At 44.8% G+C, this 14159-nt stretch carries 11 protein-coding genes; 10 read left to right on the top strand and 1 reads right to left on the bottom strand.

Annotated elements, in window-relative coordinates; all coding sequences use genetic code 11:
- Positions 1-85 precede the first annotated feature (85 nt).
- The 10 genes from ACFQ21_RS07530 to hemL all read left to right on the top strand — a co-directional run bounded on the left by ACFQ21_RS07530 (position 86) and on the right by hemL (position 13378).
- On the top strand, positions 86-3454 hold the full coding sequence (locus ACFQ21_RS07530) for a SusC/RagA family TonB-linked outer membrane protein (protein ID WP_377577087.1): 3369 nt from the start codon (positions 86-88) through the stop codon (positions 3452-3454).
- Positions 3455-3475: 21 nt separating this feature from the next.
- Positions 3476-4825, top strand: a complete 1350-nt coding sequence (locus ACFQ21_RS07525) for a RagB/SusD family nutrient uptake outer membrane protein (RefSeq protein ID WP_377577084.1) — start codon at positions 3476-3478, stop codon at positions 4823-4825.
- A gap of 273 nt (positions 4826-5098) precedes the next feature.
- The gene (locus tag ACFQ21_RS07520; protein WP_377577081.1) at positions 5099-5596 is read left to right on the top strand and encodes a glutathione peroxidase; all 498 of its coding nucleotides are present in this window, start codon (positions 5099-5101) and stop codon (positions 5594-5596) included.
- Positions 5583-6143 (top strand): glutathione peroxidase, encoded by a 561-nt coding sequence (locus tag ACFQ21_RS07515; RefSeq protein WP_377577078.1) that lies wholly within the window; start codon positions 5583-5585, stop codon positions 6141-6143. The genes ACFQ21_RS07520 and ACFQ21_RS07515 overlap by 14 nt, the downstream gene beginning before the upstream one ends.
- A 136-nt stretch (positions 6144-6279) precedes the next feature.
- Positions 6280-7176 carry a 1,4-dihydroxy-2-naphthoate polyprenyltransferase gene (locus tag ACFQ21_RS07510; RefSeq protein ID WP_377577075.1) on the top strand — a complete coding sequence of 299 codons (897 nt, stop codon included), beginning with the start codon at positions 6280-6282 and terminating at the stop codon, positions 7174-7176.
- 101 nt (positions 7177-7277) lie between these two features.
- Positions 7278-7913, top strand: coding sequence for a DUF4136 domain-containing protein (locus tag ACFQ21_RS07505; protein WP_377577072.1), 636 nt, complete (start codon positions 7278-7280; stop codon positions 7911-7913).
- Positions 7914-7916: 3 nt separating this feature from the next.
- A complete protein-coding gene (locus tag ACFQ21_RS07500; protein ID WP_377577069.1) occupies positions 7917-8531 on the top strand; it encodes an opacity family porin in 615 nt (204 codons plus the stop codon).
- Positions 8532-8689: 158 nt separating this feature from the next.
- Positions 8690-10216, top strand: coding sequence for a glutamine-hydrolyzing GMP synthase (guaA, locus tag ACFQ21_RS07495; RefSeq protein WP_377577066.1), 1527 nt, complete (start codon positions 8690-8692; stop codon positions 10214-10216).
- A 94-nt stretch (positions 10217-10310) separates the two neighbouring features.
- Positions 10311-12032, top strand: a complete 1722-nt coding sequence (locus tag ACFQ21_RS07490) for a hypothetical protein (RefSeq protein WP_377577064.1) — start codon at positions 10311-10313, stop codon at positions 12030-12032.
- 53 nt (positions 12033-12085) lie between these two features.
- A complete protein-coding gene (gene hemL, locus ACFQ21_RS07485; protein WP_377577061.1) occupies positions 12086-13378 on the top strand; it encodes a glutamate-1-semialdehyde 2,1-aminomutase in 1293 nt (430 codons plus the stop codon).
- A 227-nt stretch (positions 13379-13605) separates the two neighbouring features.
- Here the strand turns inward: hemL and ACFQ21_RS07480 are convergent, their stop codons facing one another.
- Complete coding sequence (locus ACFQ21_RS07480) at positions 13606-13944, bottom strand: hypothetical protein (protein WP_377577058.1); 339 nt, start codon at positions 13942-13944, stop codon at positions 13606-13608.
- Positions 13945-14159: the final 215 nt, after the last annotated feature.

Below are 14159 nucleotides of genomic sequence, written 5' to 3'. Positions count from 1 at the left end.
ATAGCACGGAATATATGCCGTGAAATTTGGTACATGGTACTATGCTTTATAGCTGCACCGGTGAAAAAGTAAAGCTAGAAGGCGTATGAATAAAATTTTTTACTGTGTTGTGCTATGTCTCATATTGATAGCGCAAGGAAAAGCCCAGACTATATCCCCGGATAGTAGTCAACAGGTGAAGGGGCTTGTTGCTTCTGCAAACGATACACTTCCACTACCGGGAGTAAAGGTACTGATTCAGAATACAGACAGAAGTACGGTTACTGATTCAACCGGGCGTTATCAACTGGCACTGGCATCTTCCAGTGATACACTGGTTTTCTCTAAAGATGGTTTTGTTGGTGTTATTGCTTCTGTAAACGGACGCGAGTCTGTTAATATATTGTTACGGCCCGACACTGCATCATCCAGGCCTGCTGTCACACCAACGGATAGCACTGCCGTTGCAACGGATAGTACTACAGTAGCGACCGACAGCACGGTAGTAGCAACGGATACCACCGCTGGTCAATTCAAAGTGAGTGGTGTAGTAACCGGGGAGGACAGCACAGCCTTACCCGGTGTAAGTGTCCTGGTAAAGAATACGAGTATAGGTACGGTTACAGATACACAAGGTAAATATACCATTGGTGTAAGTTCCCCCGGCGATGTGCTGGTGTTCTCATTCGTGGGGCTTAAAACGCAGGAGGTGCCGGTAAATAATCAACAGGCTATAGATGTAAAGTTGCGTGAAGAAGGTGGGCAGGTGTTGAAGGAAGTAGTGGTGATTGGCTACGGTACGATTGATCGTGCAACATTAACAAGTTCAGTCTCAACGATAGGTTCCGAGATGCTGGATAAAGATCCGCTCCCCAGTGTAACACAAGCTATACAAGGAAAGGCCGGTGGTGTGCAGGTAACACAAAAATCAGGGAGCCCGGGTGGAGGTGTGAACATTCGCGTTCGCGGTACAACCTCCATCAATGCAAGCTCTGATCCGCTCTATGTGGTTGATGGTATACCGGTAAACAGCAATACCAACTTTGTGGGAGGTAGTGATTTTAACTTCGGTGGTGGTACACAAGGTATAAATATACTTTCGTCTATCAACCCAAGTGATATTGAGTCTGTGGAGATTCTGAAAGACGCAGCATCGTCTGCTATTTATGGTGCGCGTGCTGCCAATGGTGTAGTACTGATCACAACCAAACGCGGAAGACCGAATGAGACCAACATCAGCCTGAATGCTTATGCCGGTGTTTCTGAAATGCCGCGCGAGCGTAAGTATGATATGATGAATACGGATGAGTATATAGCATACATGCAGGACTTCTATAAGTATAAAGGAACCGCTGTGCCGGAAAGTATATTACGCACCGATGTAAATACAGACTGGCAGGATGAGATCTTCCGCACGGCACCTATGCAGAACTATGAGCTCGCTGCATCCGGAGGATCTGATAAAACTCAATATTATACTTCCATCGGATACTATAACCAGGATGGTATCATTCTGAATTCAGATTTCAGTCGTCTTAGTGGTCGCGTAAACCTGGACTATAAACAAAGCGAGCGTCTTAAACTTTCTACGAATATAAACCTGACGCGTGCAATCAATCATCGCATACAGGAAGAAAACTCAAAAGAAGGCTCTACCAAAAATGGTATAGTAACACCGCCCAACGTGCCGGTATATAATCCTGACGGAACGTTTGCCTACGACCCGGTAAACAGTGCGCGCGAAAACCCGGTAGCCATGTTAACACTGCCGGTGAATGAAGCTGAGACATTCCGTATACTCGGTAACATCTCTGCCGATTACCAGATTACGAAGGGATTGATCTTTAAAACTACCTGGGGCATTGACATGAGCTATATAGATGAAAATTTCTTTATGCCGCCAAAAGGAATAAAATCTTTTGTGAGTCAGGGTGGTATAGGAGCAACCCGCAGTACCAAAGATCAACTCTGGATCAATGAGAACACGCTTACGTACGATAAAACGTTTGGCGATCACTCGCTCAATTTACTCGGTGGTATATCTTTTCAGGAGTCGAAGTATTCATTTGTAGAAGCACGTAGAAGTAATTTTGCCAGCAATGATATATCGCTGATCTCCGCTGGTGGAACTCTGTCTGGTGCCAATGCAACGGTGCAGGAGTGGGCTATCGCTTCGTACTTTGCACGCGTAAATTATGGTTATAAGAATCGTTACCTGCTTACAGCCAATATGCGTGTCGATGGTTCGTCACGTTTTGGTGCCGATAACCGGTATGGTACATTTCCTTCGGTGGCCGCTGCATGGCGTATCTCGGAAGAATCATTCCTGAAAGGTTCCAAGCAAGTGAGCAACCTGAAGCTGCGTGCCAGCTGGGGTATTACCGGTAATCAGAATATTCCGAATTATGCCAGCTATACTTTATACTCAGCCGGAAGTAACTATCTGAATACTCCCGGTTTCTATCCAACATCGTTAGGAGATCCGAATCTCGGCTGGGAAACTACGGAACAAATTGATATCGGTGCAGATATAGGATTGTTTGACGATCGTATTACCGTACTCGCAGATTACTACGTAAAAAATACGAGCGACCTGCTCATCAGTGTACAAGTGCCGCGCTCATCCGGTTTCCAGAGTGCTTTTAGAAATGTAGGGGAGATACAGAATAAAGGATTCGAGTTTGAGCTGATCACACGTAATATAGTGGGCGATGATTTCCGCTGGACAACTTCACTGAACATGACGTTTAACCGGAACAAGGTTGTGTCGTTGCCGGAAGGTGATATATATGGCGGACTCGGTAACCTGAATATAGCACGCGAAGGTTTGCCTCTCGGTACATTTTACGGATGGGAGATGGTGGGCGTAAATCCTGAGACAGGTATGATCGACTTTACCCGCGCAGACGGTACAGTTGGTCCTCCTGATTTTGCTTCCGATAAAAAAATCATCGGTGATCCGAATCCTGATTTCTTCGGGGGTATCACCAATACATTTTCATACAAAGGTTTTGATCTCAGCATTATGGGACAATACTCGTATGGTAATGATATATTCAACTATAATCTCTTTACGATCTTATCCGGAAGCGGTGACAGTAACAACGGTTCGGCTGACTGGAACAGACGCTGGAGAAATCCGGGTGATATAACCGATGTACCACGTCCAACCCCAGCTGACCTGGACAACGGTACAGTGTCCGATCGATTTGTTGAAGATGGATCTTTCTTCCGCATCCGGAATATTACACTAGGCTATACCTTGCCAACCACCGTGCTTGAGAAGTTGAAGCTGAAGAGCCTGCGTATATATGCTACGGTACAGAATGCGTATGTGTTTACCAACTACCGTGGATACGATCCGGAAGTAAGTTCTTCTCCGGGCGGTGCCAACCAGGGACTGGTATATGGATTTGACTACGGAAGCTATCCGCAGCCGCGCATCTTTACCGGTGGTGTTAACCTTACTTTTTAAGAATCATTCAGAGTATATTTTATGAAAACGATCATATATTATATAGTAATTATAGTGGTTGCGGCATCGGTGTTCTCGTGCAGCGACTTTCTTGATAAAACGCCAATCGACCAGATTGCCGCTGACGAATATTTTACCGATGAAGCCAGTGCTGAGTCCGCCGTGCGTGCGATATACCGTTCACTGGAGTCTTCAACCTATTATGGTCAGTCGATGATCCTGATACCGGAGTTTGCTGCCGGCCATGTGCAGAACGTATATAATTACCCGGAGTTCGTAAACTTTGAGCAAAACGATATTCGTATCGATAACCCATGGGTGCTTAACATCTGGACGGCTTCATACTCCAGCATCAATGCTGCCAACAATGTAATTGCACGTGTGCCTGATATGACAGGTCAGATAAGCGATGAAAAGAAACAGCAGTTTGTGAATGAAGCAAAATTTATTCGTGCCCTGGTATATTTCAACCTGGTGCGAAGCTGGGGAGATGTACCATTGATTACAAGTCCTACCGATGCTTCTACTTCATTGGGTGAGCTTCAGGTGTCGCGCACACCGGAAGCACAAATATATACCCACATTATAGCCGACTTAACGGATGCTGCTAATTTACCGATGACCTATACATCGCTCGATCAAACCAAAGGAAGAGCCACACAGAATGCTGCGAAAGCTTTACTCTCAAAAGTATATCTATACCAGGGTGATTACGAACAATCAGCTTCCTTTGCAAAAGAGGTGATTGATAGCGGTGATACGCTTACGGCAGATTATCCATCCATCTGGCTGACGGAGAACAGTGGTGAATCTATCTTTGAATTGCAGTTCGATGCGCAGGCAACCAATCCATTTGCAACGGTAAGTAATCCTACCAGTTCAGCTTTGTTCTTTGCCAAGGACACCGTATATAAATTCTATGAAGAAGGCGACAAGCGTAGAGACTTTACATTGAATTTCCAGAACAACCGGTATTATATAGGTAAGTATCGTAATTATAACCCGGCAACTCAAAATGTACCGGTGATTCGGATGTCGGAGATATACCTGATCTATGCGGAGGCGCAGGCGCGGGTTAGTAACTCGCCAGCCGGTGAGCCCTATCAATACTATAAAGCCGTTCGCGATCGAGCTGCTATAGAAACACCTGCGGGAGATACATTTGATCTGAACAGTTTTATAACCGCAGTGCAACGTGAGAAGCGACTGGAACTTATGTTTGAAGGAGAAGCTTGGTATGACTACGCGCGCACCGATTTAGCATTAACCGAGATGATGACGGTGCCGGATGAGAAACGTTACCTGTTCCCGATTCCGCAAACCGAGCGCGAAATAAATCAGAACCTCGGGCAGAACGATGCCTACCAGTAACAAGCATACCTGGATTTACTATATACGAGCCGGAGTAGCGATGATACACGAACGGAGTATGCCGGGTATAACTGGCAGAAAAGATATACGTGGTGCGGCCTGCTCCGGCTTCATTTTTTTAGAGAGGCTAAAATTAATCCTATGCCGTAAGAATGACTGTCCGAACACTTGTGCGTACAAAAAAGACCGGAGTATATATATATTGACTTTCTGTAACCGTTTTGAACAAAAAAGCTATAAGTTTGTTCTTCCAATTATAATGATGAATTACGTATGAAAACACTTTCACTGGTATTGCTTATGGTTCTTTCATCGGCTGCTTCTATTTATGACTTTAAGTTGAACTCAATCGATGGCGAGTTGATTGACTTTTCAAAGTATAAAGGTAAAACACTTCTGATTGTAAACGTGGCATCGCAATGCGGCTATACGCCACAGTATGCTGATCTGGAGAAATTGCACGAGCAGTTTGGCGATAAGGTAACTATACTGGGTTTCCCGGCTAACAACTTTGGTGCGCAGGAGCCCGGCTCTAATAAAGATATTGCATCGTTCTGTCAGAAGAACTACGGTGTTAAATTTCAGATGTTCGAGAAGATTTCCGTAAAGGGCGAAGATCAACATGCACTTTACAAATGGCTGAAGGAGAAAACCGGCAGCGAACCTTCCTGGAATTTCTGTAAATACCTGGTGAAGCCTGATGGTACCGTTAAGTTTTATGCATCAAAGGTAAATCCGCTGGACAAGGAAATTATAAATGAGATTAATTAAGGTAACGATTGTAATTGCGGGCACGATGGGACTAGTTGCTTTTCTTTCTTCGAAACTTATATCGGGTGGCCGGCCCAGGCAGGTAAGCGGTTCGATCTATGATTTCAAGATGAAAGCACTCGATGGGCAGGATATAGATTTCAATCAATACAGAGGTAAAAATCTGCTGATCGTAAACACAGCTTCCAAGTGCGGATATACACCACAGTATGCCGATCTTGAAAAACTGCACGAGCAGTACGGAGACAAAGTTGTTGTGCTGGGTTTTCCGGCTAATAATTTTTTGTGGCAAGAGCCAGGCTCAAATGAAGACATTGCATCATTTTGCGAAAGAAACTACGGAGTAAAGTTCCAGATGTTTGAAAAGATATCGGTGAAGGGCCGCGATCAGCATCCGCTATACCAATGGCTGGAAGCGAAAACGGGTAAGGCACCTTCATGGAACTTCTGCAAATATGTGGTTGACAAGAATGGTGAAGTAAAGGGATTTTACGGATCGAAAGTAAATCCGCTGGATGATCAGATCGTCAGCAAGATCATTCAATAATATATAACGGATACGAAAAAAGGGTCGTCTTTCTTCCGGCAGGAGGGAAGACGATTTTCTTTTACCGGTGAGCAGCTGATAAAAAAAATGCACGGATGCATGCCTTAGAAAAACTGAAAGTATACTTTTGCAGAGCATGAACACAAAAGTCTGGCTTCAGGCCTTCCGGTTACGTACACTGCCGCTGGCACTGTCATGTATAGCGATGGGTGGTTTTCTGGCATCGGCCGCAGGTGCATTTCAATGGAATATCTTTCTGTTGTGTGTATCCACCACCATCTTTTTGCAAATACTTTCCAACCTGGCAAACGACTATGGCGATTCGGTAAACGGTGCAGATCATGCGGGGCGTAAAGGTCCTTCGCGCGCTGTGCAGAGTGGAGCCATTACGGCACAACAGATGCGCGCTGCTGTGATTATCTTTGTTATACTCTGCCTCATCAGCGGTATATCATTGCTGCTGGTTTCATTTGGTGTAAACTGGAATGCTATTCTTTTCTTCTTTGGACTTGGTGTGTTGAGTATAGTAGCAGCCATTGCCTATACCGTAGGTCGCAAGCCGTATGGCTATATGGGCCTCGGTGACATTTCCGTGCTCATCTTTTTCGGACTGGTGGGTGTGATGGGGTCATACTATCTTTTTACAAAACAGGTTACAGCTTACCAGGTATTGCCTGCATTGAGCTGTGGTTTGTTTTCGATCGCAGTACTCAATGTTAATAACATCCGCGATATAGAATCCGACCGCATGGCCGGTAAGTTTTCTATACCCGTTCGTATTGGCAAAGACAAAGCAGTAACATATCACTGGTTTTTGCTGATCGGAGGTTTGTTAAGTGCCGTGCTATATTGTGTGTTAACGTATAATGCTCCCTGGCAATTTCTTTTTCTGCTAAGTGCCCCGCTCTTTATTAAAAACGGTTTGGCGGTTAGTCGCAAGCCTTCGCACGAACTTGATCCGTACCTCAAACAAATGGCACTTTCCACGCTTGTTTTTGTTTTATTGTTTGGTATAGGACAATTATTAAGCTGATAACACGCTTTAAACCTATTGCCTCCTTTCGGTGTCTAAGCATTACGGAATGATAATTTATCATGTTCCGCTATCGTTTAGAATAAAAACAACCGACACTCATGAGACAATTACTGGTATGCGCAACGGTACTGGTGGCATTATGGTCGTGCCACCCGGAGCCGGATGATTATGATCTTCTTGACCAAATGGTGGTTTCCACCAACTACGACACAACGGTATATATAGGGGGCAACAGTATAGGTACGTATAAAACATACGCGCTTCCAACCGATACCATCGGCTATGTTTCCAATACCGATCGTAACGATACCATTCGTACTTCACCGCAATATGATCTGCCCCGCAAAGTGTTGCAGACTGTTGAAGCAAATATGAATAAGCTGGGATATACTCGTGTAGGCTTTCATGAAAGCCCGGATATAGGTGTAAATGTATATGCTGTAAAGGACCTGAATCTTTTTCAGCAGGTGGTATATCCAAACTATTATTACTCGGGCTACTATGGATACGGTGGCTATTATTACTATCCGTATGTGCAGACGTATGCCTATAACACCGGCTCGCTGGTGGTGGAGTTTGTTGATTTGAAAAATGCGGCTGCCAACCAGAAATACGAAGTGATCTGGAATGCCTATATGGGCGATCTGTTCAACGCAGTAAATCAACTCGATCAATCTATAGAGGCGGTTAACCAGGCCTTTGTTCAATCACCTTACTTAAAAGTACAAGAATAGGTTATGAGATACCTGATATTCACAATAGCATTGTTCGGTGCACAGGTTCTATATGCACAGAACAATTACTTCTATATAGCGCTGGACGTTAACACGCCTTTGGGCAACAAAGATTTTGTAGACGAAACCAGTGCCAGGGGCGGTCGCATGGGCTATCGCGCTTTTGTTACGGAAGACAGTCGGGTTTCGCTGGGCATTGATGCAAGTTGGACAACCTTTGATAAGTATAAACCAACAGAGACCTTTGAAAGTCATGGAGGTGCTATCACCACCGATTACTTCAACTATGTTTATCAATATGGTTTGGCCGTGAGCGGCCTGTACCATTTCAAGGTTGGCGAAAGCGAACGTTTCTTTCCGTATGCCGGCATTGGTATTGGTGCAAACTATAATGAGTACGCGCAATACTATAATATTTATTCAAGCGTGGAGAAGAAGTGGGGTTTTCTGGCGCGACCTGAAGCCGGTGTGCTGTTCCGTTTTACCCGAAACCGCGGGCTGGGAGCGATGGCTGCCGTGCACTACGACTACTCTACCAACAAAAGTGAAACCTTCAATGTAGACAAGTTTTCGTCAGTGGGCTTTCAGATTGGCCTGATTATCATGAATCGATATTAGAAAATAGAAACCGACTTCAGCCCGGACGTTGTAAACATCCTCGTTCAGGCTGAGGTCTGGTTCATTTGACCGGCTCTTTACTTTAAAGTAGAGAGCTTTTCGCGGTTTATTCTATTTCCTTACTTCCACCAAAAAAATCTCGGGTTATCTTTGCACCCATGCCGCAACAGATACTCATTTTAGATTTCGGTTCTCAGTACACACAGCTTATTGCCCGCCGGGTACGCGAACTCAATGTTTACTGCGAAATCCACCCTTTTAACAAGATTCCAACCATAACACCTGATACAAAAGGCGTTATACTCTCCGGAAGTCCGTGCTCCGTACGTGACGAAGGTTCTCCTGATGTTGATCTTCAGCAATTCGGAAACCTGCCCGTGCTCGGAGTTTGCTACGGTGCCCAGCTCATCGCCCACAAAAGCGGTGGCCAGGTACTGCCGTCACACGCCCGCGAATACGGACGTGCCAAACTCACTACAGTAGATCATCACAACACTTTGTTGAAAGAGATAGCACTCGATGGCCAGGTGTGGATGTCGCATGCCGACACCATTGCTTCGGTGCCTGATTCTTTTGAAGTGATTGCTGCCACGCCTTCCGTAAAGGTGGCGGCCTATAAAGTAAAGGACAAAGAGGTATATGGTATACAGTTTCACCCGGAAGTAACGCATACGCTGCAAGGCAAAGAGCTGCTCCGGAATTTTGTAGTACATATCTGTAACTGCAAGCAGGATTGGACTCCCGATCAGTTTGTAGAAACATCGGTAGCGGATCTTAAGAAAAAGCTTGGCGATGATAAAGTAGTTATGGCGCTCTCCGGAGGAGTTGACTCTACTGTGGCGGCTATACTCATTCATAAAGCGATTGGCAAGAACCTGCATTGCATTTTTGTAGATAACGGTTTGTTACGCAAGAATGAATTTGAGCAGGTACTGGATTCATACAAACACATGGGTCTCAACATTAAAGGTGTTGATGCAAAAGATAAATTCTATACGGCATTAGCGGGGCTTACCGATCCGGAAGCAAAACGTAAGGCAATTGGTAAGACATTTATAGATGTATTTGACGAAGAGTCGCACCAGCTCAGCGATGTGAAGTGGTTGGGACAAGGCACTATATATCCGGATATCATTGAATCTGTTTCTGTAAAAGGTCCTTCCGTAACCATCAAGTCGCACCACAACGTAGGTGGTTTGCCTGCGAAAATGAAACTGAAAGTAGTGGAACCGCTCAATACGCTCTTTAAAGATGAAGTGCGCGTGGTAGGTAAAACACTCGGTATAGATCCTGCTATACTCGGTCGTCATCCGTTCCCGGGCCCTGGTCTTGGTATACGTATATTGGGCGATATCACAGCCGATAAGGTAAAGATCCTGCAGGAAGTAGACAGTATATTTATAGGAGGATTACGCGAGCATGGTCTCTATGATAAAGTATGGCAGGCAGGTGCTATGTTGCTGCCTGTACAATCCGTAGGGGTCATGGGCGATGAGCGTACCTACGAACGTGTAGTGAGTCTTCGTGCCGTAACCAGTACCGATGGTATGACAGCCGACTGGGCACACTTGCCGTACGAATTCCTGGCGAACGTCTCCAGCGATATTATTAATAAAGTGAAAGGTGTTAACCGCGTGGTATACGACATCAGCTCGAAACCTCCGGCTACCATCGAGTGGGAATAAAATTATATACTTCAGCAACAGTGCCTGCTATAGCGGGCACTGCTGAAATATACTCCCGGCCCCCAGTAACTTTAGAATTATGAAGCACACGAGCATGATCAATAAGAAGCTTATACTTTGTCTGTTATTCTTTATCCCCGCCCTGGCATTTGCCCAGGTAACTGATTATAACCGACAATACTTCAATGCCAAGCAACTTTTCAGAGAAGGAAAGTATAATCTGGCAATGGAGGCTTTCAAACCTTTAATACCCTACGCATCCAACAACCAGTTTTCAGAATACGCTGCGTTTTACTATGCACTGGCTGCGCACAATCAAGGGTATAATGCGGTTGCAAAAGATATGTTCAACCAGTTGAAAACGCTTCATCCGGATTGGGACAAGATGGATGAGGTAAATTTCTGGTTAGGCAAAGTATACCTGGACAATAAAGATTACTTCCAGGGAATCAAGATACTCGCTTCCATTAAAGACAAGAAGATGGAGAAGGAGATCGAGGCGCTGAAAACAAAAGCACTCGCCCCGGTAACAGATGTAGAAACGCTCAAAATGATGCGCGAAGAATATCCAAAAGATGAAGTGGTGGGTAAAGCACTGGTAAATGCACTTGCTAAAGATATGGCTGATAAAGACAGTCGTGCTTTACTGGAAACACTCATCAGCCAGTATAATTTAAAGCGCTCGGATTATTTCCCGGAAACTCCCAAGACTATACATAAAGATACCTATACCGTTTCGGTGTTGCTGCCTTTTATGGTAAGTACACTCGAACCAACTCCGGGCCGTAAACGCAACCAGATCGTACTTGATTTTTATGAAGGTATGAAACTGGCAGCAGATACATTGGCAAAACAAAATGTAAAGATCAGTCTGCGTGCCTATGATACGGATCGTAATACCGAAAAGATCAAAACGCTTTTAAAGACGGATGAACTGAAGAGTTCTGACTTGCTGGTAGGTCCGTTCTTCCCGGAAGAGAATAAAGCGATACAGGATTTCTCATTGGAGAATAAAATAAATGTGTTCAATCCATTCTCGAACAACAGCGATGTTATTGGCACAAACCCGTATGCATTTTTATACCAGCCGTCTGTAGAAACCATGGGGCGGAAGTCGGGCGAGTTTATGGCGGCAAGTGTGCGCAAGAAAAATTGTATCGTGTTCTATGGTACATCGCGCAGAGATTCGTTGCTGGCGGCTACGTTCGTAGATAAAGCACGCGAAAGAGGTTTGAAGGTTCTCGGTTCGCATCGTATTACAAAAGATAATCTGGGCAAAGTTGTAGGTACACTGGCAACGGCTACAGAATACGATGAGTATAAGTACGCGAAACAATTTACTCTGCGTAAAGATAGTCTAGGAGGTATATTTGTAGCATCAGATGATGCGTTGATCTATACCAAAGTACTCGGTGCCGTAGATACCCGTGGTGACTCGGCTCTGGTGCTGGGCTCGGAAGACTGGCTCGAACAAACGGCTCTTGAATTGGACAAGTATAGTTCATTGCCGGTTGCATTTATAGCGCCCAACGTTTCATTAACCAATAATCCTTACCTTATCGCTTTCAACCGGAAATTCATCAGAACGCACGGACGTACTCCTTCACTATATGCGCGCATGGGATATGAGTTTATGCTCTTTGCCGGAAATCAACTGCACAAGAACGGAGCATACTTCCAGGAGAGCATGAACAAAGAGAAATATATACCGGGCTACCTCACGCAAGGTTTTAACTACGAGTTCAGTCGCGATAACCAGTTGATACCCTTCATTCGCTTCCGCCACGGCAAAGCAGTTCTCTTGGATAAACGATAATAAACTCAAAGCTCGCAGCTCACAAGTTGCAGCTTTTATATAAACGAAGTTCTATGGCTAACGATAGAAGCAAATCACTTTTTGAAAAAGCGAAACAATTTATACCCGGTGGTGTAAATTCTCCGGTGCGTGCATTTCGTGCCGTAGGTGGTAATCCGCTGTTTATGAAGAGCGCGAAAGGTGCCTACCTGTATGATGAAGACGGTAATACATATATAGACCTGATCAACTCGTGGGGTCCTATGATTTTAGGACACGCGCATCCTTCCGTAGAAGAAGCCGTAAAGGCTGCGTTGGTGGGATCGCCATCATTCGGTGCGCCAACTGCGCGTGAAGTTGAAATGGCCGAGCTCATCTGCTCGATTATGCCTTCCGTTGAAAAAGTGCGCATGGTAAATTCAGGCACTGAAGCAACGATGTCGGCTATACGTGTTGCACGCGGATATACCGGTCGAGACAAGATTATTAAGATGGAAGGGTGCTATCACGGCCACGGTGATTCATTTCTGATCGCAGCCGGAAGTGGTGCCCTTACATTCGGAACACCGGATAGCCCGGGCGTTACCAAAGGCACTGCGAAAGATACCCTCATAGCACCCTTCAATAGTCTCGATGCTGTTGATAAGCTCATCACTGAAAATAAAAATGAAATAGCGGCTATCATTCTTGAACCTGTTGTCGGTAACATGGGCTGTGTGCCGCCTCAACCCGGCTATCTGCAAGGGCTTCGTTCGCTTTGCGATAAGCACAGTATTGTGTTGATATTCGATGAAGTAATGACAGGTTTCCGCCTCGCACCCGGTGGCGCGCAGGAACTATATGGCGTGAAACCGGATCTTTCTACCATGGGTAAAATTATAGGAGGAGGACTCCCGGTAGGTGCCTATGGCGGAAGAAAAGAAATCATGGACTATATATCTCCGGCAGGTCCTATATACCAGGCTGGTACACTTTCCGGCAACCCGCTCGCCATGGCGGCTGGTATGGCAATGCTGAAGCATCTGCAGGCAAACCCGGGTATATATCAACATATAAACCAGATCACCACCAAGCTGGTAGACGGCTTGCGTAGACAAATTGCCGCGGCAGGTTTGAAATATACCATCAACCAGGTTGGCTCAATGTTCACGCTGTTCTTCACCGAAACTGTTGTAACAGATTTTGACACCGCCAAAACATCCGATACGCAGAAGTTTGCAGCGTATTTCCAATCCATGCTGGCGCAAGGTATATATATGGCACCATCGCAATATGAGGCGATGTTTATATCCAACGCGATCAGCAATGACGAGGTAAATGCAATTTTAAAGGCCAGTGAGGAGGCGTTGAGACACACCCGGAACTGATTTTTCGGTAAACTGTCCATTTAACTCTACAAACACCGGGAAGCAGGCTTTTAATAAGCCTGCTTTTTTTGCTTCTTAAAGCAGGCATAAGAATGCATATATGATAAGCATAACCAAAACTGGAGATCAAATGGAAACGAGTAAGAAAATGAGTAAGACCGAGTGGTTGATCGAAATGATCACCTGGGTCTCGCTGGGTTTGATTATAGTATATGCTTAGAAAATGACTACTGGTAAATATACTTCTTGAGGATTTGATCGACCTCGCTATAGAACAGTTCATCATTACCTTCTGATAGCGAGGCTGAATTAGTCTCACGTATCAGGTCAACAATGGTCTTGTAGTGGTCGGTATTTACCGGGGCAATCAGAAATTCCTTCAGATCACGTTTAATGAATTCTATTTTTACAGCCGTCAGTTCTTTCATGCCATACTTGTTGGCGATATAGTCTTTCAGAAAGCGCTCATCCAGAAAATCCTTGATCAGGTCATTCCGGACTTTACGTACCAGGTCAATAATATTTTCGTCCGTCCACGGGGAGGTAATATTGGCGATGTTTTGCATAGTTAAAAAAGTAAGGTTGAGGGGTTTTGTTTCCTAACTAGATTAGCGATACAATTTTATCGAAACTAATATGATTAGTAAAGATAAAACCGTTAAATATTTTACTCCATGCGTCTGTTCCTATAAGATACGATCTAATCGGTCACGATAAAAGCAATAGCATGCTGATTTTCAGTGATTAACATCTGCAATCGTAATAACAACGATTTTATGGC

Origin of the sequence: Ohtaekwangia kribbensis, assembly GCF_042676245.1 — a bacterium.
In the GTDB taxonomy this organism is placed as follows: Bacteria; Bacteroidota; Bacteroidia; order Cytophagales; family Cyclobacteriaceae; genus Ohtaekwangia; species Ohtaekwangia kribbensis.
Note: the sequence above shows the minus strand (reverse complement) of the source record. Positions and strands in the feature narration are given on the sequence as shown.

Excerpts from the sequence above, each read along its gene's own strand:
- ACFQ21_RS07530 (WP_377577087.1), top strand. The coding sequence starts at position 86 with ATGAATAAAATTTTTTACTGTGTTGTGCTATGTCTCATATTGATAGCG.
- ACFQ21_RS07525 (WP_377577084.1), top strand. The coding sequence starts at position 3,476 with ATGAAAACGATCATATATTATATAGTAATTATAGTGGTTGCGGCATCG.
- ACFQ21_RS07520 (WP_377577081.1), top strand. The coding sequence starts at position 5,099 with ATGAAAACACTTTCACTGGTATTGCTTATGGTTCTTTCATCGGCTGCT.
- ACFQ21_RS07515 (WP_377577078.1), top strand. The coding sequence starts at position 5,583 with ATGAGATTAATTAAGGTAACGATTGTAATTGCGGGCACGATGGGACTA.
- ACFQ21_RS07510 (WP_377577075.1), top strand. The coding sequence starts at position 6,280 with ATGAACACAAAAGTCTGGCTTCAGGCCTTCCGGTTACGTACACTGCCG.
- ACFQ21_RS07505 (WP_377577072.1), top strand. The coding sequence starts at position 7,278 with ATGAGACAATTACTGGTATGCGCAACGGTACTGGTGGCATTATGGTCG.
- ACFQ21_RS07500 (WP_377577069.1), top strand. The coding sequence starts at position 7,917 with ATGAGATACCTGATATTCACAATAGCATTGTTCGGTGCACAGGTTCTA.
- guaA (WP_377577066.1), top strand. The coding sequence starts at position 8,690 with ATGCCGCAACAGATACTCATTTTAGATTTCGGTTCTCAGTACACACAG.
- ACFQ21_RS07490 (WP_377577064.1), top strand. The coding sequence starts at position 10,311 with ATGATCAATAAGAAGCTTATACTTTGTCTGTTATTCTTTATCCCCGCC.
- hemL (WP_377577061.1), top strand. The coding sequence starts at position 12,086 with ATGGCTAACGATAGAAGCAAATCACTTTTTGAAAAAGCGAAACAATTT.
- ACFQ21_RS07480 (WP_377577058.1), bottom strand. The coding sequence starts at position 13,944 with ATGCAAAACATCGCCAATATTACCTCCCCGTGGACGGACGAAAATATT.